Below are 23,074 nucleotides of genomic sequence, written 5' to 3'. Positions count from 1 at the left end.
GAAGAACATATGGCAATCGCCACCAAACGCCCACGCTTATCGGCTGTTAATTTTTAAAGACCTGACCCAAGAGCCTTGGCCCTCAGATCCCCTTCGCCGCGATCAGCGAAGCCTTGTATTGTAGCACAGCTTTTTGAACTGTTTGACAAAGTTTTCAGCGTCTCCGCCAGCCCCTTGTCAGCACCTCAAAAAAACAAACCTTGCGAACCGCCCTCTTTCGAGTCTGGCAGCTTTGCAAGGCATCGTGCTGTCGATAGACGCTATTGTATAGGCGTTTTCCGACAGCACTTCACGAAATTGCAATTTTTTTCAACTGCAGAGGCGGCTCAGACCTTCCACTTCTCCAGCAGCTTCTCCGGGCGCAACGTGTCGTAGCCTTCGAATGGCTGGTGGATCCAGGGGTTGGTTGCCAGGAAATCCACCGAGTAATCCGGGGTGAAGGTGGAGACACCCTTGGTCCAGATCACCGCACTGCGCAGCTCGGTGATGGGCGCGTAGTTGTTCTTGAGCATGTTGATCACGGCCTTGAGCGTGTGGCCCGAGTCCGCCAGGTCATCCACCAGCAGCACGCGCCCTGCAATCTCGCCCTTGGGCGTGGTGATGAAGCGCGCGATGTCCAGATGGCCCTGCTGCGTGCCGGCCTCGGCGCGGTAGGAGCTGGTCGACATGATGGCCAGGGGCTTGTCAAAAATACGGCTCAGGATGTCGCCAGGACGCATGCCTCCACGCGCCAGGCACAGGATGGTGTCGAATTCCCAGCCGGATTGGTGAATCTTGATGGCCAGTTTTTCAATCAGGCCATGGTATTCGTCGTAGCTGACATACAGGTGCTTGCCGTCTTCAGTAAGCATGGGTTTCCTCAATCAAAAGTAGCAACCAGGGCTCAGGCCTGGTAGGGGTTGTGCATCAGGATCGTGTGGTCGCGATCTGGGCTGGTCGACACAACGGCGATCGGCACGCCGGTGACTTCGGCAATGCGGTCCAGATAACGGCGCGCATTGACAGGCAGCTTGTCGTATTCAGTGACGCCCACGGTCGTGTCGGTCCAGCCAGGGATGGCTTCATAGATGGGTTTGCAACGCTCGATGTCGTCTGCACCCAGTGGCAGCAGGTCGATGCGCTCGCCGTCGAGCTCATAGCCCACGCACAGTTGCAGCTCTTCGATGCCGTCAAGCACATCCAGCTTGGTGATGCACAGACCGGACAGGCCGTTGATTTGGGCGGAGCGCTTGAGCAACGCTGCATCAAACCAGCCGCAGCGGCGATAGCGACCGGTGGTGACGCCCTTCTCCGCGCCCACGGTGCTCATCACCCAGCCTGGCGTACCTTCCTTTTGCCATTCCAGCTCAGTCGGGAAAGGACCACCGCCGACACGGGTGCAGTACGCCTTGGTGATGCCCAGCACATAGTGCAGCAGGCCCGGGCCGACGCCCGCACCGGCGGCGGCATTGCCAGCCACGCAGTTGGACGAGGTCACATAGGGGTAGGTGCCATGGTCCACATCCAGCAGGGAGCCTTGCGCGCCCTCGAACAGCAGGTTGCTGCCTTCGGCGTGCAGTTGGTTCAGCTCGGACGACACATCGGCAATCATCGGCTTGATCAGCTCGGCGTGTTGCATCGCTTCGTTGTAGACGGCATCGAACTGGATCTCGCCATTCTTCATGTACGGAGCCAGTTGCGGACCGAAGTCAAACTTCTGCGAACCCAGCACGCTCACCAGAATATGGTTGTGCAGATTCAGCAGTTCGCGCAGCTTGGTGGCAAAACGCTCTGGGTGCTTGAGGTCCTGCACACGCAGTGCACGGCGGGCAATCTTGTCTTCGTAGGCGGGGCCAATGCCCTTGCCGGTAGTGCCAATCTTTTGCACACCGCCTTGTTCACGGGCTGCCTCACGGGCCACATCCAGCGCTTGGTGGAAAGGCAGGATCAGCGGGCAGGCTTCGGACACACGCAGACGATCACGGACCTGAACGCCGGCCTTCTCCAGGCCTTCGATTTCTTCAAATAGCTTGCCCACCGACAACACCACACCGTTGCCAATGAAGCACTTGACGCCGGGGCGCATGATGCCGCTGGGGATCAGATGCAGTGCCGTCTTCACGCCATTGATGACGAGGGTGTGGCCCGCATTGTGGCCGCCCTGGAAGCGCACCACACCTTGTGCGCTCTCCGTCAGCCAATCGACCAACTTACCCTTGCCTTCGTCACCCCATTGAGTGCCAACCACAACAACGTTGCGACCTTTGGAGATAGCCATGTCTTTTCCCATCCAAGAACAAAATACGGTTAAATGCTGCGCACGATCCACTGGCCATCCACTTCGGCCAGTTCGCGGTCGCAATTGAATTCGTCGACTTCATCGTCATGCCCCGGCAACGCGCAGACCACGGTTTCGCCGGTCTGGCGCAGGCGGGCGATGACCTCACGCATGTCGTGGCGGTCCACCCAGGGCGCACGGATTGCGGCCTTCAGCGGACGCGGCTCGACCACCGGCACCAGCTGCTTGATATCGAGACTGAAACCGACAGCGGGACGGCTGCGGCCAAAAGCAGCGCCCACTTCGTCATAGCGGCCACCACGCACCAGCGCGTCGGTCACCCCTCGCGCATAGATCGCAAAGCGCATGCCGCTGTAGTACGAGTAGCCACGCAGATCAGCCAGGTCAAACGTGACGGCCGGGCTGTCGATGCGGCTGGCCAACTGGCGCAGGTCGGCCAGAATGGGTGCTACACCCGGGATGGCCGCCAGCGCCTTTTCAGCCTCGGCCAGCACCTCCACATCGCCGTACAGGTGGAGCAAGGCGCGCAAACCATCACGCTGTGCCTGCGGGAAATCGCGGGTCAGCGAGGCAAGCTCGGACGCATCCTTGACCGCGAGCGCCGCATGCACGCGGCGCAGGGTCGGCAGATCCACCAACAGGCCGGCGAGCAGACGCTGAACGATGCGCACATCGGCCAGATCCACGGAGAAGTCATGCAGCTGGGCGACGCGCAGCGACTGGGTCGCCAGCGCAATCACCTCGACATCCGCCTCCACCCCTGCATGGCCGTAGATTTCGGCACCGAACTGCAAAGGCTCGCGGGTGGCATGGGGACGGTCGGGCTTGGCATGCAGCACCGGCCCGCAGTAGCACAGACGCGTAACACCCTTGCGGTTGAGCAAATGGGCGTCGATGCGCGCGACTTGTTGGGTGGTGTCAGGGCGAATGCCCAGGGTGCGGCCCGATAGCTGGTCCACGAGCTTGAACGTCAGCAGATCCAGCGCTTCGCCGGATCCGGATAACAGAGAGTCCAGATGCTCCAGCAGCGGAGGCATCACCAGTTCGTAGCCGTAAGCACAAGCCGTGTCGAGCAGGCCACGCCGAAGCTCTTCGATGTGTCGCGCTTCAGAAGGCAGCACATCGGCAATGTGATCCGGAAGGATCCAAGCAGACATGGGGAATTGGGAGGGCTGTTAAAAACGTGATTCTACAGGGATGACAGCAGGCGATCCGCATTTCCTGCTCTCGGCACTGCGCCTTTGCGGCCATTACCCGGCTGAGCTCCTCGGGGTGCTATAAGAAACCCCAATGAAAAAAGCCACTTTGCGAATGCAAAGTGGCTTGATGATGGCGCTATGCCGTGCTTACTTGGAGCCCGACGAGCGATAGCCCTTGAAGAAGTCCGAAGACGATGGATCGACCACGATCACGTCCGACTTCTTGTTGAAGCTGGACTTGTAGGCCTCCAGGCTGCGGTAGAACTGCGCGAACTGCGGGTCTTTGCCAAACGCGTCGGCATAGACCTTGGCCGCTTCGGCATCGCCCTCGCCCTTCAGGGCCTGGGCATCCCGGTAGGCATTGGCCACGGTCACTTCGCGCTGGCGATCGGCATCGGCGCGGATCTTTTCGCCCACGGCGCCACCGGTCGAGCGCAGCTCATTGGCCACGCGCTTGCGCTCGGCTTCCATACGGCTGTAGACCGATTCGGTGATGGCCTCCACATAGTCGACACGCGTGATACGCACGTCGACAATGTCGATACCCCAGGGCTTGCTGCCCTTGACGGCTTCGAGCACTTCACGCTTGACGTCAGCCATCGTCTGCTCGCGCTTGCCGGAGATCATGTCCTGCACGGTTCGGCGGTTGACTTCCTCCTGGAAGGCATTGCGCACCACACGGTTGAGCTGGATCGCGCCCTGGCCTTCGGTCGTACCCACATTGCGGATATAGGCCGATGGGTCGGTGATGCGCCAGCGCACATACCAGTCGATCACCACACGCTGCTTTTCAGCGGTCAGCATCGATTCGGTGTCCGTACTGTCCAAGGTCAGCAGGCGCTTGTCCAGGTAGGTCACATTCTGCAGCGGCGGCGGCAGCTTGAAGTTCAAGCCCGGCTCCGTGATGACTTCCTTGATCTGGCCGAGTGCATACTTGATGCCGAACTGCCGCTGATCGACCACAAACACGGTGGAGCTGAGCAGCGCCAGCACCACCAGGACGGTTGAAGCTAAAAATCCCATTCGATTCACAAATCACTCCTAGCGCGACTCGCGGTCACGGGTACGGCTGGTATCACGGGCACGGGCATCGGGCACCGATGGTGCGGGCGCAGGTGCGCTGGTCGTGGACGCGTTCGAGCTGGCAGCAGCATCACCTGCAGCAGCCCCGCCCTGGGTCTGTTGCATGATCTTGTCCAGCGGCAGGTACAGCAGGTTGGAGCCTTGCTTGGAATCGACCACCACCTTGGTCACATTGCTGTAGACCTGTTGCATGGTCTCCAGGTACAGACGGTCACGCGTGACCACCGGCGCCTTCTGGTACTCGGCATAGATCGACGAGAAACGCTGGGCATCACCCTGCGCCTGTGCCACGATCCGCGCCTTGTACGCCGCAGCCTCTTCCATCAGACGCGAAGCCGTACCGGTGGCACGGGGCACCACATCGTTGGCATAGGCTTCGGCCTGGTTCTTGGTGCGCTCACGCTCCTGACCGGCCTTGAGCACATCGTCGAATGCCGCCTGCACCTGCTCCGGCGGACGCACGCCACCTTGCTGCAGATTGACGCCGACGACTTCGACACCAATCTTGTAGCGATCGAGAATCACCTGCATCAGCTCGCGCACACGGGGCGCAATCTGGTCGCGCTCTTCCGCCAGTGCGGCGTCCATTTTCATCTTGCCGACCACCTCACGCACAGCGGTTTCAGCCACCTGGATGACGGTGTCTGCAGGCGCCTTGCTCTCGAACAGCCAGGCTCGGGCATCGCTCAGGCGGTATTGCACGGCAAACTTGATCTCGACGATGTTCTCGTCTTCGGTCAGCATCGCCGATTCGCGCAGGCCGGTGGTCTTGATGATGCTGTCGCGGCCCACATCGGCAGAGCGGATCTGCGAGACATAGACCAGCTCATGGCGCTGAACCGGGTACGGCAGGCGCCAGTTGATACCGGCATTGACGGTCTTGTGGTACTTGCCGAACTGCGTGATGACCGCCTGCTGGCCTTCCTGCACGATGAAAAAGCCGGTGCCCAGCCAGATCAGCGCAGCGACACCCACGATCAGGCCCAGGCCGACACCGGCGCCCTTGAACTCTGGCGGCTGGCTGGCATTGCCTCGTCCCGAGCCACCGCCTTTGCCACCGCCGAACAGACCACCGAGCTTCTTGTTCAGGTCCTGCCACAGCTCGTCCAGATCCGGCGCACCATTGGTGCTGGGTCGCTGGGCGTTGGGCCGGTTGTTTTGCTCGGGTGGGTTGTAGGGCGGACGGGAAGGCTCTTGACCTGCATTGCTGCTGTCGTCCTTGCCATCATCACCCCGCCCCCAGCGAGGATCGTTCAGGTTGAACATTCCGCGCAGGCCTTGCGGCAGCAAGGCCAGGCGCGGAAAACGTGAATGAAGTTTCATTAGCGATGTCTCTATGAATCAGCGTTACAAGCGCATGCAAGCAACCATTGTGGCACCCTAAGGAGCATTTCCCAGCAATTCGTCATCGGCATCTGGGGCTATCTCCCAGTTGCCGGCTGCATCAAGCGATGCCTGCCGCGCCAGCAAAGCCTGGGCCAGGTGCTCACGCACGGCCTCCAGCCCCTGCCCCTTGGCGGCACTGACAAAGAATCGTGGAACCTGCACCCCATCGAGCTCATAGCTGTCTGCAAGCGCTGGTGGCCGCCGGTCTGGCTCAATGGCATCCAGTTTATTGAATACCAGAACCTGCGGCACGTTTTCTGCCCCAATTTCCCGAAGAACCTTTTGGACTTGTTGTATTTGTTCCGGGTGGGCAGGGTTGGAGGCATCGACCACATGCAGCAGCAGATCTGCATCAACTGCCTCTTGCAGCGTTGCCTCGAAAGCATTGACCAGCCCGTGGGGCAGGTCCCGAATGAAACCGACCGTGTCGGAGATGGAGATGGAGCGCTGTGCCGACTCCAGGTACATCTGCCGCGTCGTCGTATCCAAGGTCGCAAACAACTGGTCAGCGGCATAGGCGCGTGCCTTGACCACGGCATTGAAGAAGGTCGATTTACCCGCATTGGTATAGCCGACCAGCGACACATTGAAGGTGTCATTGCGCTGCCGCTGGCGGCGCTGGGTACTGCGCTGCTTCTTGACCTTGACGAGCCGGTCCTTGGTCCGCTTGATCGCATCGTTGATCATGCGGCGGTCCAGCTCGATCTGCGTCTCACCCGGGCCGCCGCGCGTGCCAATGCCACCGCGCTGCCGCTCCAAGTGCGACCAGCGGCGCACCAGGCGGGTGCTGAGGTACTGCAGCTTGGCCAGCTCGACCTGGAGCTTGCCCTCATGGCTGCGCGCGCGCTGGGCAAAGATCTCCAGGATCAGCAAGGTACGGTCATTGACCGGCATCTGCAAATGGCGCTCCAGATTGCGCTGCTGGGCCGGGCTGAGCGCCTGGTCGAACAGAATCTCGGTCGCGCCATAGGTCTGCGCCACCATGCGGATCTCATCGGCTTTGCCACTGCCCACAAACAGTGCGGCATCGGGCACCTTGCGCTTGCACACCAGGCGCGCCACCGGGTTCAAGCCGGCCGTTTGCGCCAGCAGACCCAGCTCTTCGAGTTCGGAATCGAAGTGCGGAAAACCAAAATCCACCCCGACCAGCATGACCGGGGTGGATTTATTGTCGTTGGAATTTTGTTGATTACTCAATGATGTAGAGCTTTCACCCGCGATTGGCGCGAGTGTGTTGCTATCAAAAGCGTTAGGCTGCAGCTTCGTTGTCTTGCGAGTCAGGTGCCGCGAAATTCACAGCACGACCGGGGACAATGGTCGAGATCGCATGCTTGTACACCATCTGGGTAACGGTGTTGCGCAGCAGCACAACGTACTGGTCAAAGGATTCGATCTGGCCTTGGAGCTTGATGCCGTTGACCAAGTAGATGGACACAGGCACATGCTCGCGGCGCAGAGCGTTGAGGAAGGGGTCTTGCAGAAGTTGGCCTTTGTTGCTCACGATATTCTCCGTGTTCGGACAGTGTTGTTGTAAAACGCCACCTTACCACAGTGGCAACCTAACTGAACGATAAATGGTTGTTTCATGTGATGGGTCTGTGGATCAGACCTCATCTCACTTGTACGCTATCAATCTTTGTCAGCGTAAGGGTTATGTGAGGTCTTGAATTCAATCCGCAAGGGGGTACCGATCAAATTAAATTCCTTGCGGAAACGCCCTTCCAGAAAGCGCTTGTAGGCATCGGTGATGTGTTCGAGCGAGTTGCCGTGGATCACGATCACCGGTGGGTTCATGCCCCCCTGGTGTGCGTAGCGCAGCTTGGGGCGGTAAGGCCCGATCTTCTTGGGCGTCTGGTACTGCACCGACTCCAGCAGCACACGCGTGAGCACCGGCGTGGGCATCTTGCAGAGGGCCGACTTGTGCGCCTGGGTCATCGAGGTCCACAACGGGCCCAGACCCTGGCGCTTCTTGGCCGAGATGAAATGCAGCGGGGCAAACTTGAGGAAGGACAGGCGCAGCTCGATCGAGCGCTCCAGCATCTGGCGGCCATAGTCGTCGAGCGCATCCCATTTGTTGACGGCCAGCACCACGGCGCGGCCGCTTTCCAGAATGTAGCCGGCGATGTGGGCATCCTGGTCGGTCACGCCTTGGGTGGCATCGAGCAGCAGCAACACGACGTTGGCGCCTTCAATGGCCTGCAAGGTCTTGACCACCGAGAACTTCTCGATCGCCTCGAACACGCGGCCCTTGCGGCGCAAGCCAGCGGTGTCGATCAGCTGGAACTTCTGCCCATTCTTCTCAAACGGCACCGCGATCGCATCCCGCGTGGTTCCAGCCATGTCGAAGGCCACCAGACGCTCTTCGCCCAGCCAGGTGTTGATCAATGTGGACTTGCCCACATTGGGGCGCCCTGCCACGGCCAGCTTGATGACCTGTTCGTCTTCTTCGGCTTCGGCATCCTCGTCCTGGTTGAGCCAGGGCAACTGCTCTAGCGCCATGTCGATCATCGTCCGGATGCCTTGGCCATGCGCAGCCGAGACCGGGAACACCTCGCCCAGACCCAGCTCGTAGAACTCGGCCAGCTGGCCGCCATCCTTCATGCCTTCAGCCTTGTTGCCCACCAGCATGGCGGGCTTGCCCAGGCGGCGCAGGTAGCCGGCAATTTCATGGTCCTGGGCCGAGAGGCCCAGACGTACATCGACGACGAACAGCACCACATCCGCCTCGGCCACGGCCTGGCGGGTCTGCTTGGCCATTTCCTTGAAAATGCCACTGGTCGCATCGGGCTCGAAACCACCGGTATCGATCACGATGTATTCGTGCTTGCCCTGACGGCCTTGGCCGTAGTGGCGGTCACGCGTCAAACCGGCAAAGTCGGCAACGATGGCGTCGCGCGACTTTGTCATCCGGTTGAACAAGGTGGATTTGCCCACATTGGGGCGCCCCACCAAAGCAATAACTGGCTTCATTCCTGACTACTTTTTCTTTTCTTACTCGGGCCGAAAGCCATACACCGCGCCATCATTCGTCTGCACCACCATGGTGTTGCCCGCCACGACCGGCGCCACGGAAATACCAGAGCTGTTGGTCGAGAAGCGGTTCAGTGGCGAGCCGTCTTTCTTGGACAGCATATGCACCGTACCCGAACTATCACCAAAAATCACAGAGCGGCCCAGCACCAGCGGCTGGCTCAGCTTGCGGTAGCGCAGGCGATTGCTCGTCCACACCACGCTGCCGCCATCGTGCGCCCAGGCCGTGATCACGCCGTTGCCATCGGCACCAGCCACCACATCGGCATCACCGGAGATGCCATTGATACCGTCGGCACGCACGGTCCAGCGCAGCTGCGCCGTGGATGCGTCAATACAGCCCACCGCCATCTGGTAGGCACGGGTGCACAGCACCGAGCCCTGGCGCGCAACGCCGCCCACCAACTCCACCAGACGTTCGACGTCATTGGTGCCACGGGGGCTGGCGATCGGCACTTCCCAGCGCAATGCACCACTGTTGGGGTCGATACCGACAAAACGGCCCGACACGCCAGCGACCAGCGTGTCCTGGTAGGCGGTCAGCACCCCGCTTTGGCGCAGCACCAGCGCTTCCGTGGTCTTGGCCTGGCTCCACAGCGCCTGGCCGGAGGCCGCATCAAAGGCCTGCACCGAGCGGTCCGCGCTTTGCACAAAAATGCGCTCGCCCGCCACCAGCGGCGCGGTATAGACACGCGCTGTCAGACGCTTGCGCCACATTTCCTTGCCCTGGCTCAGCGCGACGAGGTTACCGTCTTCGGTCACCACCGCAGCCCATTTGCCATCACTGCCTACGCCGGCCGAGAGCTTCTGGCCCACATTGACGCGCCACAGATCGGCACCCGTGTCCGCATTGACGGCAGCCACCTGGCCATCGGCAGAGGCCAAGGTCACCACATTGCCGCTGACATTCATCACCAGGGTGGGATTGCTCTTGCCAATGCGCTGCGTCCACACCTGCTGCACCGACAGCAGTGCGACATTGGGCTCAAGCTCGGCAGGCTTGCGCTTGTCCGACGAGAACAAAGAGCAGCCCGCAATGGCCAGGGCCACCGCCGATACCGTCAAAACCTTGGCTGCAGCAGCCGCTGCAGCATATGCCTGTTGTTGTTTCATGCGCACTGCCTTCTGCCATCCATCACTTCAGATCTTCGCCCAGCGCATTGAGCTTGACGGAGATCACGTTGCGGTATTCCACGCCCGGTTCGGTCTTTTGCAAAGCCGCCTTGTACGACTCGATGGCTTGCGCCTTGTCGCCCTTGGCCAGATAAACATCACCCTTGTGGTCTGCCACCACGGCATCGAACTCGGTCGGCATCTTGGTGCCCAGCACCTTGAGCGCCTCATCGTAGGCCTGGCTGTTGAGCAGCACCGCAGCCAAACGCACGCGGGCAGTGGCCTTGAGGCCCTCATCCGAAGCATTTTCTGCCACCCAGGTGAGCGCGGCCTTGGCATCGTCCATCTGGCCCTTGTCACCCGCAGCCTTGGCCACCAGCAGGCCGGCGTGTGCCGCTTGCATGGTGCTGCCATAGTTGCTGCGCAGGTCGCCAAAGGCCTGGTCGATGCGGGTCTTGTCACCGGAGTTGACCGCAGCCTCGACCGCAGACGACAGCGCGCTGGCTTGCGAGGCCTGGCGGTTCTGCCAGTACTGGTAGCCGTTCCAGGCGGCAAAGCCACCCAGCACAATCACCAGCACCGTGGTGATCAAGGTGCCCCACTTGTTCCAGAAGTGCTTGAGCTGGTCTATCTGTTCCTGTTCTTCCAGATCTAAATGCGTTGCCATATTGTTCTAATGGAGTTGGTTCAAAAAATTGCTTGCAGCCGAGGCTGCACTTATGCGCGCAGTTGCGCTGCCCAGTGGGCCACGGCGTCGATCGCATGTTCGGCCTGGGCCCCCTCGCCATCGCGCAGTTGCTTGACGGTCACCATGCCGCGCTGCATCTCGTCGCTGCCAAAGATCAGCGCGCACGCGGCGCCGCTGGCATCGGCCTTCTTGAACTGCGACTTCATGCTGCCCAGGCTTCCTGCCACGGCCGAGCCATGCATCTGCACCCGCACACCTGCTTGTCGCAAGGTCTGGATCACACGCATGGCCTGCGGCAGCAATGCTGCGTCCGGCAGGATAGCGTAGGCGTCAATAGACGGGCGATCCCACTGGATATTCAGCTCCTTGATCAGCTCCAGAACGCGCTCGATGCCCATGCCCCAGCCCACGGCGGGTGCGGGCTTGCCGCCGATCTGCTCGATCAGGTAGTCATAACGGCCGCCGCCACAGATCGTGCCTTGCGAGCCGAGTTTGTCGGTGATGAACTCGAACACCGTCAGGTTGTAGTAGTCCATGCCGCGCACCAGGCGCGGGTTCACCGACCAGGCCACACCATTGGCGTCCAGAATGTCCTGCACGGCCTTCAAGTGGGCCTTGGAATCCTCACCCAGAAAGTCCAGCAGTTGGGGCGCAGCATTGACCATCGCCTGCATCGCCGGGTTCTTGGTATCGAGCACGCGCAGCGGGTTGCTGTACATGCGGCGCTTGCCTTCTTCGTCCATCACATCGGTGTGCTGCTCAAAATAGGCCACCAATGCCTCGCGGTGGGCGCGGCGCTCCTCGGGCTGGCCCAGGCTGTTCAGCTCCAGGCGCACGCCTTCAATGCCCAGGTCCTTCCACAGCTGCGCCGCCAGCAGGATGACTTCGGCATCGAGCTCCGCGCCGCCAAAGCCCATGGCTTCAACGCCGACCTGGTGGAACTGGCGGTAGCGGCCGCGCTGCGGCTTCTCCCGGCGGAACATGGCGCCAATGTAGAACAGGCGCTTGCCGCCGTCATAGAGCATGTTGTTCTCGACCACGGCGCGCACCACACCGGCAGTGCCTTCGGGGCGCAGGGTCAGGTGCTCGGCCTGGCCATGCTTGTCGGCCCGGTCTTCGAAGGAATACATTTCCTTCTCGACAATGTCGGTGACCTCGCCCAGACCGCGCACAAACAGCGCCGTGTGTTCTGCCAGCGGCGTGCGGATGTTGCGGTACGCGAAGCGCCCCATCAAGTCGCGCACCTTGCCTTCAAACCATTCCCACATGGCGGAATCGGGCGGCAGGATATCGTTCATGCCTTTGATGGCGGCCAGCTTTTCATTCATGCCCATGGGCTTCAATCTCTCTGTTCAGTATGCTTGCAAACACTTGCCAGGCCAGCAAGTGCAGCTATCAATTATCTACCTTGGCAGCACCGTAGCGGCGCTCCACATAGGCCTGCACGATATCGTGGAACTCCTGCGCAATGCGGTCACCGCGCAAGGTCATGGCCTTTTCGCCGTCAATGAAGACGGGCGCTGCGGGCGATTCGCCATTGCCCGGCAGGCTGATGCCGATATCGGCATGCTTGCTTTCACCAGGGCCATTGACGATGCAGCCCATCACGGCCACCTTCATCTTCTCGACGCCGGGGTACTTCACACGCCATACCGGCATCTGCGAGCGCAGGTGCTGGTCGATGTCGCGTGCCAGCTCCTGGAACGTGGTGCTGGTGGTGCGGCCACAGCCCGGACAGGCGGTGACGCTGGGCACAAAGCTGCGCATGCCCATCGCTTGCAGAATCTCGCTGGCGACCACCACCTCCTGCGTGCGGGCCTCACCCGGCTGCGGGGTCAGCGACACGCGGATGGTGTCGCCAATGCCATCTTGCAGCAGGATCGACAGCGCAGCGGCCGAGGCCACCGTGCCCTTGGTACCCATGCCCGCCTCGGTCAAACCCAGGTGCAGTGCATAGTCGCAGCGTGCGGACAGGCCGCGGTAGACCGCCACTAGATCCTGCACGCCACTGACCTTGCAGGACAGAATGATCTGGTCGCCGTTCAGCCCCATTTCCTCGGCACGCTGCGCTGAGGAAATGGCCGAGGTGATCAGCGCCTCGTACATCACCTGGCGCCCATCCCAGGGTACGGCGCGGCGGTTGTTCTCGTCCATCAGCTCGGCCAGCAGCTCCTGGTCCAGGCTGCCCCAGTTCACGCCAATGCGCACGGCCTTGTCGTACTGCATGGCCGCCTCGATCATCTGGCCGAACTGCTTGTCCTTCTTGTCGCCCTTGCCTACATTGCCGGGGTTGATCCGGTACTTGGACAGCGCCTTGGCGCAGTCAGGAAACTCGGTCAGCAGGCGGTGGCCGTTGTAGTGGAAGTCGCCCACCAGCGGCACGTTCTCACCCATGCGGTCGAGCTGCTCGCGCACATAGGGCACCGCAGCTGCGGCCTCTGGCGTGTTGACGGTGATGCGCACCATCTCCGAGCCCGCCTGCGCCAGCTCCTTGACCTGGATGGCCGTCTCGATCACATCCACGGTGTCGGTATTCGTCATCGACTGTATGCGCACAGGCGCATCGCCCCCCACCGTCACCACACGGTCACCCCAGACCACACGGGCCTGGCGACTTTTGCGGGCGGCCGGCGCCACCATGGGCACGGGCAACAGGATGTTCTCTTCTTGCACTTAATTCACCTCAAAACGGGCGGTGCTGCCCTTGGTCACTTTTTTCAGATCAAAAACCGACCCGCGCAGCTGCATCTCCACACCCGCCGCATTGCCCACGATGAGCTTGAGGGGCGGCGTGGCCGCGATATCTTCGGTCGCGCCGGCACGGATGGTCTTCTCAAACACCACCTTGCCACTGGCCTCCTTGACCTGCACCCAGCTGTCCTGGCTGGCCTTGAAATGCAGCAATGGCGCGCCTTCTGCAGGCGCTGCAGCCACCGGTGCCGCTGCTGCCGGGCTGGGCGGGCCTGCCAGCGCAGCGGTGGCGCCGGCTTCGGCTGCGCCATTGGCCGGCGCCTCGGGCACCGGATCGGTCGAGTTGCCCCCCAGCGCAACGGGCTCGGACTGGTCAGCCACACCGGCGACGTTGTTAGAACGCGCTGGCGCCGGAGCGGAAGCTGCGGCCCGGCTCTTCCAGTACTCCGCCAGTTGCGGATAGAACAGCACGCCAACGGTCGCCACCATCAGAAGCACGACCACCCCCATCCAGGGGAAGGGCTTGCTGCTGGGGAAGTCATTTTTCTTGCTCTGCGCCGGGCCCACGGCCACGCGGGTCTTGACGCTTTCCACGCCTGGGCTCAGGTCCTTGCCAGGTGGCTTGGGCAACTGGGCCAGCACGGGCGCGGGGTCGATCTTGAGCACACGGCACACGGCAGAGGCCAGCGCGCGCACAAAGACCACATCCGGGAAGGCGCTCCAGTCGCCCGCTTCCAGCGCTTCGAGCTTGTGGACGGACACCTTCAGGTGCGCCGCCACGGCAGGCAGGTGGTAGCCCAGTCCCTCGCGCGCCTGGCGCAGCATCTCGCCCGCGCTGAGGGGTGCACCCGTGGCTGCATGGTTTGCGTTGGTTGCTTCTTGGATATCAGACTCGATCACAGCACGCCTCCACCAGCAATACGTGCCGCCTCTTTGGAGTCGGGGAAACGCTTTTGCAATTGGGCTGCCAGCGAACGCGCGCTCGCTCCATCACCCAGGGCTTTTTCAATTTGGATACCGAGGAACAAGGACTCGGAGTTGGCCAGCTCGCCATTGTTGAGGCGGCGGATATAGAACTGGGCGCGGCGCGGGTCGCCACGCTGGTTCATCAGCTTGGCCAAATTGAAGCTGACTACCGGGTTGCCCGCATCGTACTCATAGGCCTTGAGCAAGCTCGCCTCGGCCTCGGCAGGCTTGCCGGCGGCCTCGTGGCACAGGCCCTGCGCCATCAAGGTCTTGGCTTGTTGAAAATACTGGCGCTGCACCAGAGCCTGGTTGAAGTAGCGGTCTGCCGCGTCGTATTTTTTCTCTTGGCAGAGCAACCAGCCATGGTTGTGCATGATGTTCGCATCAGTGGGCTTGAGCGACTGTGCCTTGCTGAAGCTCTCGTCGGCAATGTCCGGCTCGCCCAGCTGCATGTAGATGAGCCCGCGCATGTTGTAGGCATCGCCATTGGAAGGATCCAGCGCCAGCACCTGCTTGATCTCGTCGAGCGCGATCGTGGCGCGGCCGGTCTGGAAATAGCTCGCTGCCAGTTCCAGCCGGATGCGTGCGCGCCGGTGGATCTCGGTCTCATCGGATTGCGTGACATAGGCGGCATCCTCGCGGGCCGTGTTACTGGCGGTACCGCAGCCCGACAAACCACCTATCAGGGCCAAGCCTAAAAAGGTGGCAGCCGTGAGGCGATGCACCCTCGGTTGCCCTGTTGTCACAGCCTCTTGCATGCACACCCTCCTCAAACTGATTGGACTATTTCTAGACTTGTGCCAGCGGTATGACCCGGTTCTTGGCCATGCGCTCCGCCGCTTTGGTGCGGTCTTTCACATCGCCAGCGAGCTGGCCACAGGCCGCATCGATGTCATCGCCCCGGGTCTTGCGCACGGTGGTCACGACACCGGCATCCGAGAGCATCTTGGCGAATTCGGTCACCCGGTTGGCAGGTGATCGTAACAGACCCGATGCCGGAAAAGGGTTGAATGGAATCAAATTGAACTTGCACCATGCCCCGCCGTTGCCCGCATACTCTCGCACCAGTGCTATCAATTGCTGGGCATGCTCGGGTTGGTCGTTGACGCCATCGAGCATGCAGTACTCAAAGGTGATGAAGTCACGCGGCGCAAACTCCAGGTAGCGGCGGCAGGACTGCATCAGCTCGTCGAGCGGGTATTTCTTGTTCAGCGGCACCAGGGCATCGCGCAGGGGATCGTTGGGTGCATGCAGCGAGACCGCCAGAGCCACCGCACAGTCCTGCGACAGGCGATCCATCATCGGCACCACACCGGAGGTGGAAACGGTGACGCGGCGGCGCGACAGGCCATAGCCATGGTCATCGAGCATGGTGCGCAGCGCGGGCACCAGGGCCGTGTAATTTTGCAGGGGCTCGCCCATGCCCATCATCACCACATTGGAGATGATGCGCTCATCACGCCCCAGGCGCTTGCGCAGCGCGTGTTCGGCAAACCACAGCTGCGCCATGATTTCGCCGGTGGTCAGGTTGCGGCTGAAGCCCTGGTGCCCTGTCGAGCAAAAGCGGCATCCCACCGCGCAACCTGCCTGCGAAGAGACGCACAAGGTGCCACGGTCATCTTCGGGAATGAATACGGATTCGACGGCATTGCCGTCGCCCACGTCGAACAGCCACTTGACCGTTCCGTCGGAGGACACATGCTCGGTAATCACGGGCAAGGCCGTGACATGGGCCGTGCCTTTGAGTTTTTCGCGCAGGGACTTGGCCAGATCGGTCATCTGGTCGAAATCGGCTGCACCGCGCTGGTGGATCCAGCGAAAAAGCTGCGTGGCCCGGAAGCGCTTCTCTCCCAGCCCTTCGCAAAAGGCGGTCAAACCAGCCAAATCAAAATCAAGCAAATTGGTGGTCATGGATATACGCTCGGGCCACTTACCTATGCCACGCGGCCCGAAGGCCGCGCACAAGTCGATTAACGGGAGTAAACGTTCATGCCGGGGAAGAAGAACGCCACTTCCACAGCAGCGGTCTCAGCGGCGTCGGAGCCGTGCACGGCGTTGGCGTCGATGCTGTCAGCGAAGTCAGCGCGGATCGTGCCCTTGTCGGCCTTCTTGGGGTCGGTAGCGCCCATCAGCTCACGGTTCTTCAGGATGGCGTTTTCGCCTTCCAGAGCCTGGATCATCACAGGACCGGAGATCATGAAGTCCACCAGATCCTTGAAGAAAGGACGGGCAGCGTGCACAGCATAGAACTGCTCAGCGTCTTGACGCGACAGTTGCACCAGCTTGGCGGCCACGATCTTCAGGCCAGCAGCTTCAAAGCGGGCGTAGATTTGACCGATAACATTCTTAGCCACTGCATCGGGCTTGATGATCGAGAGGGTACGTTCGATTGCCATAATAAATTTCCTGTTGATGGTTTTTTTGCTCTGAAAGCAAACCTTTGATTGTACGGTGTCCTGGAAGTCAGCGGCGTGACTACGACCTTCCACCGCGCTTGAATCCGCCACCGCTCTTGCGTTGGCCCTGGCGCTGACGCGTCAGGCTGTCATGACCGATGTAGCCCAGCGAGGTCTTCATCGGATCGGGCTGGGTATTGCGCTTCTCGGGTGCCTTGCGCAAGCCGCCACCGCGGGTGTTCTTGGCCGGGCCGACCGATGGGCGCGGGCCGTTGTGCTGGGGACGGTTGTCACTGCGCCCTCCCCGGCCAGCCGCATTTTGCTCACGGGGCTTGCGCTCGACCACACCGCCGGCAGCCACCGTCAGCGCCTGGATGTCGCGCTGATCGAGCTCCACCCAGGAGCCCCGGCGCAAGCCGCGCGGCAGCACCATGGCACCGTAGCGGATACGGATCAGGCGGCTGACCGCGTGACCGACCGACTCGAACATGCGGCGCACTTCGCGGTTGCGGCCTTCGGAGATGGTGACCCGGTACCAGCAGTTGGCGCCCTCGCCACCGCCATCGTCGATGGAGCCGAAGCTGGCCACGCCGTCTTCCAGGTTCACACCAGCCAGCAGCAAGGCCTTTTCTTCATTGGTCAGCGCGCCCAGCACGCGCACCGCGTACTCACGCTCCAGACCGAAGCGCGGGTGCATCAGGTTGTTGGCCAGCTCACCGGAGTTGGTGAACAGCAGCAGACCTTCGGTATTCAGATCAAGACGGCCAATGGACTGCCACTTGCCGTGCGAGACGCGCGGCAGCTTGCGGAACACCGTTGGGCGGTTCTGCGGATCGTCATGCGTTACCACCTCGCCCACTGGCTTGTGGTAGGCCAGCACGCGCGCTGGCGGCTGCTCGATGCGGAACGTGATCAGCTTGCCGTTCACACGGATCTTGTCACTGTGCAAAATGCGCTGACCCACGTGGGCCGGCTCATTGTTGACGGAGATGCGGCCTTCCAGAATCAGGCGCTCCATCTCCAGGCGCGAGCCCATGCCGGCCTGCGCCAGCAGCTTGTGCAGCTTGGGCGCTTCCACATGGGGCTGGAGCACGCGCTTGACCGGAGCCGGTGCATCCGAGTCTTCCGCCGCCTCCAGCGCGCCAGCCACCACGTCCTCGAATGCATAGCCTTCCGGCTCGGCATGGCGTTGCGGACGGCCCGCCGGACCACGGCCACGGGCGGCAGGCGCATCGCCTTCTGCGCCCTGCGCATCACGCGGCTGTCCATCACGCTCACGGAAACGGCGAGCCCGGGCCGGGTAACGGCTCACGCGCTGCTCGCCATCACGGCGTGTACGAGGCTCGGCAGCCGGCTGCGCCGACCCTTCACCCTCGCCGTCGTGGGCCGCTGCCGCGTCGGCCGTATCTGCCGGCACGGCTTGCGCCGGCGCGGCACGCTTGCGCGGTGCACGGCGCTTTTCAGACGGCGCAGCACCTTCTTGCAAGACCTTATCTCCGTCCTGGGGCGCATTCATATCGCTGGTATCACTCATCATCTTTTTGCTTTTCTACCCCGCCTGCTGCGGAATTATGTGCATCGTCATCACGGACCAAAGGATCCGCATCTTTGTCTTCAACCCCGGCAGTGGCGGCATCCGCATCACCACCTGCCTGCGGGGACTCTGCCGCCGTCACGGCGGCCGCATCTTCATCATCAGCAGACCCAGCCTCGGGCAAAGTCTGCGCATCCTCTGCGTCTTCCAACGCCTCGCCATCGGCAACCGGCGCCGCCATGGCCATCGACTCGCCCACCAGCTCGAATGCCTCGGCATCCGCTGGCCCGGCATCCTGCTGCTCGGCCTCGCCTTGCGGCGCCTCCAGCGGCAGGCTGTCAAACATCGCCTGCGTCTGGTTGCTGCTGTCCAGCTCGGGCAACTGGTCCAGCGACTGCAGGCCCAGATCATCCAAAAACTGCCGGGTGGTTGCCAGCAGCGCAGGCCGCCCGATGGTCTCCCGGTAGCCAATCACTTCCACCCAACCCCGGTCTTCCAACTGCTTGATGATCAAGCTGTTGACCGTCACACCCCGGATATCTTCGATATCGCCACGGGTCACCGGCTGCCGATAGGCAATGATGGCCAAGGTCTCCAGAGTCGCACGCGAGTACTTGGGCGGTTTTTCCGGGTGCAGGCGATCGAGGTATTCGCGCATCTCCGGCCGGCTCTGAAAGCGCCAGCCCGATGCCACCTGCACCAGTTCCACCCCCCGGTGCGCCCAGTCCAGTTGCAGCTCCTGCAACAGCACCTTGAGCGTGTCCGTTCCCAGATCATCCGCAAACAATCCCCGCAGCTCACGCACGGTGATGGGCTGGGGCGCGCAGATCAGCGCAGTCTCCAGCACCCGTTTTGCTTCCAAAGTATGCATGCGATAAATCCCTGTTTTCACGCCAGCGCGCAGCTGCGTGTTGAGACAAAGGAATGCGTATCAAGAGGGCCGCGTTTGCATGGCCAAGATCACGGCGCAGGCATAAGCGCCCATAGCCGCCGGCACTGGGCGCCACCGATGCAGTGTGCAAACCGGGTGTTTGCGCTGGCTGAAAAACCAGACCTGCAGGGGCAGCGCTTAGGCCAATTCCGCCAAATTATACCGAAGATCCCAATTTTCCATCGCCGAGGTGATATCGGCGGGCGGCATCGCGAACCAGGACATGCTCTGGCCGGTGACCGGATGGACAAAGGCCAGCCGCAGCGCATGCAGGGCCTGGCGCTCCATGCCAGCCGCCGGCGTGCCGCCATAGAGCGTGTCGGCCAGCAGTGGGTGCTGGAGCGAAGCCATATGCACGCGGATCTGGTGGGTGCGCCCGGTATGCAGGCTGCAGAACACCGCGCAACCTTGCTGGCCGTTGACCAGCAGGCGGATATCGGTACGCGCCGGTTTGCCTGGGTGCTGGGCCAGATCGACCGCCGCCATGCGCAGGCGGTTGCGCGGATCTCGGCCAATGGGCAGGCTGACCGAGGTCTGCGCCGCGCCCTGCCAGAGCTTGTGGCCCAGTGCCAGGTAGTTGCGGCGCACATCGCGCGCAGCGATCAGCTTGACCAGCGCGTCCATCGTCTGGCGCTCGCGCGCCACCACCATCAGGCCGCTGGTGTCCTTGTCCAGCCGGTGCACGATACCTGCGCGCGGCAGCTGGGCCGCCTTCGCGTCGTAGGCCAGCAGCGCATTGAGCAAGGTACCACTCCAGTTACCCGGCGCCGGGTGCACCACCATGCCGGCAGGCTTGTTGATGATGAGCAGGTGCTCATCCTGGTAGACCACGTCCAGTGGAATATCCTGCGGCAAGAACGCCTGGCTTTGCTGTGTGGGGCGCAGCTCGACCACCGCCTGGTCACCGGCCTTGACCTTGGCACTGGGCTTGAGACCGGATTTGCCATTGACCAGCACCGCGCCCTGCAGCAGCAAGGCCTGCAGATAGCTGCGCGAGAACTCCGGCACCCACAGCGCCAGCGCCTTGTCCAGGCGCATGCCGTGCGCATCCACGCCAGCGGTGACCGTCCGGCTTTCCCAGCTCTGCGACTCGACCTCCGCCGGCTCTTCATCCCCTTCCGGCGACACCAGGGCGGTGTCCTCCAAATGGGAAAAGCCGACATCGTCGGCGGGCGGCGATGTCGGCTTCAATGAAGGACCTGGCATCAGCGGGAAGGCAGGTAGCGCGATGGATCGACCGGCTTGCCCTGGCGGCGCACCTCAAAGTGCAGCTTCACGCGGTCGGCGTCGGAGCTGCCCATCTCGGCAATCTTCTGGCCCTTCTTGACGACCTGGTCGTCCTTGACCAGCAAGGTCTGGTTGTGGGCGTAGGCGGTCAGGTAGGTGTTGTTGTGCTTGATCAGAATCAGGTTGCCGTAGCCGCGCAGGCCGGCCCCCGAGTAGATCACGCGTCCATCGGCGGCCGCCACGACGGGGTCACCCGCCTTGCCACCGATGTCCAGACCCTTGTTGCGCGCGTCGTCAAAGCCCGCAATCACGGCGCCCGACGAGGGCCAGATAAAGCCCAGGTTGCCATCGGCTGCAGCGGGTGCAGACGCTGCAGCAGCAGGCGCCGGGGCCGGTGCAGGCGTCGCCGCTGGCGTGTTGGCGCCGGTTACCGCAGGTGCAGTAGCTGCCGGGGCAGCGGCGGCGGTGGCCGTGACCGGTGGCACCACGCGCAGCACCTGACCCACTTCGATGACATTCGGATTTTCCAGATTGCTCCAGCGCGCGATGTCACGCCAGTTCAGGCCGTTGTCGGCGGCAATGCGCATCAAGGTCTCGCCCGGCTTGACGGTGTAGTAACCAGGCTTGCCCGCGTTTTCGGCACCCGGCAGGGTTGCTGGATCAATGCGGTTCGGGGTGGCCGTGGTCGACGTCGGTGCGCGACCTGCCGACAAGCCCCGATCCTCCACGGGCGCCTGGTTCAGCGATGTACTACCGCATCCTGCCAGCACCATGGCTGCCACCACACTGGCACCCCACGTCAAAACACCACGTGAATCCAACATACCTATCCTTCTTAACCAAGCCCCGATTTTAGGGGCACGAAATGAACATGCTCCAGAACCGTGCGCTGAAACCCATCAGCACTGCGGTCCACGACGAGCAAAACCTGTTGCTGGCCCGGTCCCATCACCGGGGCCACGAGCCGGCCGCCTTCCGCCAGCTGGTCGCACCATGCCTGCGGGACGGAATCCCCACCAGCCGCTGCGATGATCCCGGCGTAAGGCGCACCCTTCTCAAAACCCAGCATGCCATCGCCCAGGATCAGGTGCACATTGGCCAGCCGCAAAGGCCGCAGGTTGACCCGCGCCTTTTCATGCAACGCACGCAGCCGCTCAATGGTATACACCTCCTTGGCCATCAGGCTCAAAACCGCCGCCTGGTAGCCGCAGCCGGTGCCAATCTCCAAAATGCGCCCCAGCCCCATTTTGCCTGCCGGAGATTGCAGCAGCAGCTCGCACATCCGCGCCACCACGCTGGGCTTGGAGATGGTCTGCCCCAATCCTATAGGCAAACTGGTGTCTTCATAGGCTTGAACGGCCAGTGCACTGTCAACAAACTGGTGGCGCAGCACCGAATTCATCACCTTCAGCACCCGGGTGTGCTCCACCCCCGATGCGGCCAGGCGCTGCACCATGCGCAAGCGCGCCGATGTGAAATCCACGCTTTCGGGGCCGAGCGATTCACGCACGGCCATCGGCACCGGTGACAGCTCCGCCGGCAGCCTGGCCCATTGCCGGTGCACGCTGCTCGCCTGGGGCTTGGTGCTCACAGGCAGGGCACCACGGGCAGGAAAGCCGGGCTTGCGCAAGGTCACCCTGGCACCTCCAGGTCGTTGCTGCGCAAGGTGGTCGCCGTCTGCGCCCAATAGGCCAGGCTCTCGTGGTCGGTCAAATCCACCTTCAGCGGTGTCACCGCCATATGGCCTGCCGCCGTCGCATGGAAGTCGGTGCCCTCTGCATCATCCATGGCCAGGCCGGCATTGCCGATCCAGTACATGGTCTCGCCCCGGGGGCTGGTCTGGGTGATGACTTTCTCTGCCGCATGCCTGCGCCCCAGGCGGCACAGCTTGAGGGGCTTGATCTGCGCAAACGGCAGATTGGGAATATTGATATTGAGCAGCCAGGGCTTGAGCGTGACGAGCTTGGAGGCCTCGAACTGCTGCACCAGCTCGCAGGCCTTTTTGGCGGCTGACTCCAGCTCGCCCCAACCCTTGTCGATCTGGGAGAAGGCCATCGCCGGGATGCCGAACAGATAGCCTTCCATCGCAGCGCCCACGGTGCCCGAGTAGATGGTGTCATCACCCATATTGGCACCGTTATTGATGCCGGAGATGACCAGATCAGGCCTATAACCCAATAGCCCCGTCAGCGCGATATGCACGCAGTCCGCCGGCGTGCCATTGACGTAGCGGAAGCCATTGGCGGCACGCTGCACGTACAACGGCGAATGCAAGGTCAGCGCATTGGATTTGGCACTGTTGTTGTGTTCTGGTGCGACCACCTCGACATCGGCCACTGCCTGCAATGCATCATGCAACGCCACGATGCCGGGCGCTTGATAACCATCGTCGTTACAAAGCAGTATCTTCATGTCATTGAACCAGTTGCACTGCATTGTAGGGGTGCCAACACAGAACCCGAGCGGAGTGTGGCAGCAAAGCGACCTGCAGGCCCTTCGGCGCCCACAGCCCATGGCGCGCAAGGGCGCCTTGTCAAGCCTCCGCATTGTAG

General features: G+C 62.1%; 22 protein-coding genes. All 22 read right to left on the bottom strand.

The annotated features are described in order from the left end of the window. Nucleotides 1-326: 326 nt before the first annotated feature. The gene (locus tag AB7A72_RS12215; RefSeq protein ID WP_239812392.1) at nucleotides 327-851 is read right to left on the bottom strand and encodes a phosphoribosyltransferase; all 525 of its coding nucleotides are present in this window, start codon (nucleotides 849-851) and stop codon (nucleotides 327-329) included. A 32-nt stretch (nucleotides 852-883) separates the two neighbouring features. Continuing rightward, a complete protein-coding gene (locus AB7A72_RS12210) occupies nucleotides 884-2,257 on the bottom strand; it encodes an adenylosuccinate synthase (RefSeq protein ID WP_239812393.1) in 1,374 nt (457 codons plus the stop codon). A gap of 29 nt (nucleotides 2,258-2,286) precedes the next feature. After that, nucleotides 2,287-3,435: an ATP phosphoribosyltransferase regulatory subunit gene (locus AB7A72_RS12205; protein ID WP_369460125.1), complete on the bottom strand. Its 1,149-nt coding sequence runs from the start codon at nucleotides 3,433-3,435 to the stop codon at nucleotides 2,287-2,289. Nucleotides 3,436-3,624: 189 nt separating this feature from the next. Further along, a complete protein-coding gene (hflC, locus tag AB7A72_RS12200; RefSeq protein ID WP_230776001.1) occupies nucleotides 3,625-4,509 on the bottom strand; it encodes a protease modulator HflC in 885 nt (294 codons plus the stop codon). Between the two features lie 9 nt (nucleotides 4,510-4,518). Then, nucleotides 4,519-5,883: an FtsH protease activity modulator HflK gene (hflK, locus tag AB7A72_RS12195; protein ID WP_239812395.1), complete on the bottom strand. Its 1,365-nt coding sequence runs from the start codon at nucleotides 5,881-5,883 to the stop codon at nucleotides 4,519-4,521. Nucleotides 5,884-5,940: 57 nt separating this feature from the next. After that, nucleotides 5,941-7,098: a GTPase HflX gene (gene hflX / locus AB7A72_RS12190; protein ID WP_239812718.1), complete on the bottom strand. Its 1,158-nt coding sequence runs from the start codon at nucleotides 7,096-7,098 to the stop codon at nucleotides 5,941-5,943. A gap of 97 nt (nucleotides 7,099-7,195) precedes the next feature. Further along, on the bottom strand, nucleotides 7,196-7,447 hold the full coding sequence (gene hfq, locus AB7A72_RS12185; RefSeq protein ID WP_369460124.1) for an RNA chaperone Hfq: 252 nt from the start codon (nucleotides 7,445-7,447) through the stop codon (nucleotides 7,196-7,198). A gap of 128 nt (nucleotides 7,448-7,575) precedes the next feature. Next, nucleotides 7,576-8,916: a ribosome biogenesis GTPase Der gene (der, locus tag AB7A72_RS12180; RefSeq protein WP_239812396.1), complete on the bottom strand. Its 1,341-nt coding sequence runs from the start codon at nucleotides 8,914-8,916 to the stop codon at nucleotides 7,576-7,578. Between the two features lie 21 nt (nucleotides 8,917-8,937). Next, complete coding sequence (gene bamB / locus AB7A72_RS12175; protein WP_312416044.1) at nucleotides 8,938-10,089, bottom strand: outer membrane protein assembly factor BamB; 1,152 nt, start codon at nucleotides 10,087-10,089, stop codon at nucleotides 8,938-8,940. Nucleotides 10,090-10,111: 22 nt separating this feature from the next. Then, on the bottom strand, nucleotides 10,112-10,756 hold the full coding sequence (locus AB7A72_RS12170; RefSeq protein WP_312416042.1) for a YfgM family protein: 645 nt from the start codon (nucleotides 10,754-10,756) through the stop codon (nucleotides 10,112-10,114). 50 nt (nucleotides 10,757-10,806) lie between these two features. Continuing rightward, a complete protein-coding gene (gene hisS, locus AB7A72_RS12165; RefSeq protein ID WP_312461931.1) occupies nucleotides 10,807-12,111 on the bottom strand; it encodes a histidine--tRNA ligase in 1,305 nt (434 codons plus the stop codon). Nucleotides 12,112-12,172: 61 nt separating this feature from the next. After that, nucleotides 12,173-13,417: a flavodoxin-dependent (E)-4-hydroxy-3-methylbut-2-enyl-diphosphate synthase gene (gene ispG, locus AB7A72_RS12160; RefSeq protein WP_312416116.1), complete on the bottom strand. Its 1,245-nt coding sequence runs from the start codon at nucleotides 13,415-13,417 to the stop codon at nucleotides 12,173-12,175. A 33-nt stretch (nucleotides 13,418-13,450) separates the two neighbouring features. After that, nucleotides 13,451-14,368: a helix-turn-helix domain-containing protein gene (locus AB7A72_RS12155; RefSeq protein WP_369460123.1), complete on the bottom strand. Its 918-nt coding sequence runs from the start codon at nucleotides 14,366-14,368 to the stop codon at nucleotides 13,451-13,453. Beyond that, nucleotides 14,365-15,126, bottom strand: a complete 762-nt coding sequence (pilW, locus tag AB7A72_RS12150) for a type IV pilus biogenesis/stability protein PilW (RefSeq protein ID WP_312416033.1) — start codon at nucleotides 15,124-15,126, stop codon at nucleotides 14,365-14,367. The genes AB7A72_RS12155 and pilW overlap by 4 nt, the downstream gene beginning before the upstream one ends. Nucleotides 15,127-15,223: 97 nt before the next feature. Beyond that, nucleotides 15,224-16,345 (bottom strand): 23S rRNA (adenine(2503)-C(2))-methyltransferase RlmN, encoded by a 1,122-nt coding sequence (rlmN, locus tag AB7A72_RS12145; protein WP_239812402.1) that lies wholly within the window; start codon nucleotides 16,343-16,345, stop codon nucleotides 15,224-15,226. Nucleotides 16,346-16,404: 59 nt separating this feature from the next. Further along, complete coding sequence (gene ndk, locus AB7A72_RS12140) at nucleotides 16,405-16,830, bottom strand: nucleoside-diphosphate kinase (RefSeq protein WP_021027513.1); 426 nt, start codon at nucleotides 16,828-16,830, stop codon at nucleotides 16,405-16,407. A gap of 79 nt (nucleotides 16,831-16,909) precedes the next feature. Then, nucleotides 16,910-18,367 (bottom strand): pseudouridine synthase, encoded by a 1,458-nt coding sequence (locus AB7A72_RS12135; protein ID WP_369460122.1) that lies wholly within the window; start codon nucleotides 18,365-18,367, stop codon nucleotides 16,910-16,912. Continuing rightward, nucleotides 18,357-19,235, bottom strand: a complete 879-nt coding sequence (gene scpB, locus AB7A72_RS12130) for an SMC-Scp complex subunit ScpB (RefSeq protein WP_239812404.1) — start codon at nucleotides 19,233-19,235, stop codon at nucleotides 18,357-18,359. The genes AB7A72_RS12135 and scpB overlap by 11 nt, the downstream gene beginning before the upstream one ends. 198 nt (nucleotides 19,236-19,433) lie before the next feature. Beyond that, a complete protein-coding gene (locus tag AB7A72_RS12125) occupies nucleotides 19,434-20,501 on the bottom strand; it encodes an RluA family pseudouridine synthase (RefSeq protein WP_407064975.1) in 1,068 nt (355 codons plus the stop codon). Further along, nucleotides 20,501-21,346 carry a peptidoglycan DD-metalloendopeptidase family protein gene (locus AB7A72_RS12120; protein WP_369460121.1) on the bottom strand — a complete coding sequence of 282 codons (846 nt, stop codon included), beginning with the start codon at nucleotides 21,344-21,346 and terminating at the stop codon, nucleotides 20,501-20,503. Before AB7A72_RS12120 ends, AB7A72_RS12125 begins: the two co-directional genes overlap by 1 nt. Nucleotides 21,347-21,357: 11 nt before the next feature. Beyond that, a complete protein-coding gene (locus AB7A72_RS12115; protein WP_394681916.1) occupies nucleotides 21,358-22,158 on the bottom strand; it encodes a protein-L-isoaspartate(D-aspartate) O-methyltransferase in 801 nt (266 codons plus the stop codon). Further along, entirely contained in the window at nucleotides 22,155-22,934 is a 780-nt protein-coding gene (gene surE / locus AB7A72_RS12110; RefSeq protein ID WP_312461927.1) for a 5'/3'-nucleotidase SurE, read from the bottom strand. The genes AB7A72_RS12115 and surE overlap by 4 nt, the downstream gene beginning before the upstream one ends. Between the last annotated feature and the right edge of the window lie 140 nt (nucleotides 22,935-23,074).

Source organism: Comamonas sediminis, assembly GCF_041107495.1.
Lineage (GTDB): Bacteria > Pseudomonadota > Gammaproteobacteria > Burkholderiales > Burkholderiaceae_C > Comamonas > Comamonas sediminis.
The sequence above is the reverse complement of the archived record's forward strand: the minus strand, read 5'-3'. Positions and strand labels throughout refer to the sequence as shown.

Bases quoted from the DNA above. Each gene is read 5' to 3' on its own strand.
- AB7A72_RS12210 (WP_239812393.1), bottom strand. From the start codon at position 2,257: ATGGCTATCTCCAAAGGTCGCAACGTTGTTGTGGTTGGCACTCAATGG.
- AB7A72_RS12215 (WP_239812392.1), bottom strand. From the start codon at position 851: ATGCTTACTGAAGACGGCAAGCACCTGTATGTCAGCTACGACGAATAC.
- surE (WP_312461927.1), bottom strand. From the start codon at position 22,934: ATGAAGATACTGCTTTGTAACGACGATGGTTATCAAGCGCCCGGCATC.
- ispG (WP_312416116.1), bottom strand. From the start codon at position 13,417: ATGGTGGCGCCGGCCGCCCGCAAAAGTCGCCAGGCCCGTGTGGTCTGG.
- AB7A72_RS12170 (WP_312416042.1), bottom strand. From the start codon at position 10,756: ATGGCAACGCATTTAGATCTGGAAGAACAGGAACAGATAGACCAGCTC.
- ndk (WP_021027513.1), bottom strand. From the start codon at position 16,830: ATGGCAATCGAACGTACCCTCTCGATCATCAAGCCCGATGCAGTGGCT.
- hisS (WP_312461931.1), bottom strand. From the start codon at position 12,111: ATGGGCATGAATGAAAAGCTGGCCGCCATCAAAGGCATGAACGATATC.
- der (WP_239812396.1), bottom strand. From the start codon at position 8,916: ATGAAGCCAGTTATTGCTTTGGTGGGGCGCCCCAATGTGGGCAAATCC.
- AB7A72_RS12120 (WP_369460121.1), bottom strand. From the start codon at position 21,346: ATGTTGGATTCACGTGGTGTTTTGACGTGGGGTGCCAGTGTGGTGGCA.
- rlmN (WP_239812402.1), bottom strand. From the start codon at position 16,345: ATGACCACCAATTTGCTTGATTTTGATTTGGCTGGTTTGACCGCCTTT.
- bamB (WP_312416044.1), bottom strand. From the start codon at position 10,089: ATGAAACAACAACAGGCATATGCTGCAGCGGCTGCTGCAGCCAAGGTT.
- AB7A72_RS12135 (WP_369460122.1), bottom strand. From the start codon at position 18,367: ATGATGAGTGATACCAGCGATATGAATGCGCCCCAGGACGGAGATAAG.
- scpB (WP_239812404.1), bottom strand. From the start codon at position 19,235: ATGCATACTTTGGAAGCAAAACGGGTGCTGGAGACTGCGCTGATCTGC.
- AB7A72_RS12205 (WP_369460125.1), bottom strand. From the start codon at position 3,435: ATGTCTGCTTGGATCCTTCCGGATCACATTGCCGATGTGCTGCCTTCT.
- hflK (WP_239812395.1), bottom strand. From the start codon at position 5,883: ATGAAACTTCATTCACGTTTTCCGCGCCTGGCCTTGCTGCCGCAAGGC.
- AB7A72_RS12125 (WP_407064975.1), bottom strand. From the start codon at position 20,501: ATGCCAGGTCCTTCATTGAAGCCGACATCGCCGCCCGCCGACGATGTC.
- hflX (WP_239812718.1), bottom strand. From the start codon at position 7,098: ATGCTGGTCGGGGTGGATTTTGGTTTTCCGCACTTCGATTCCGAACTC.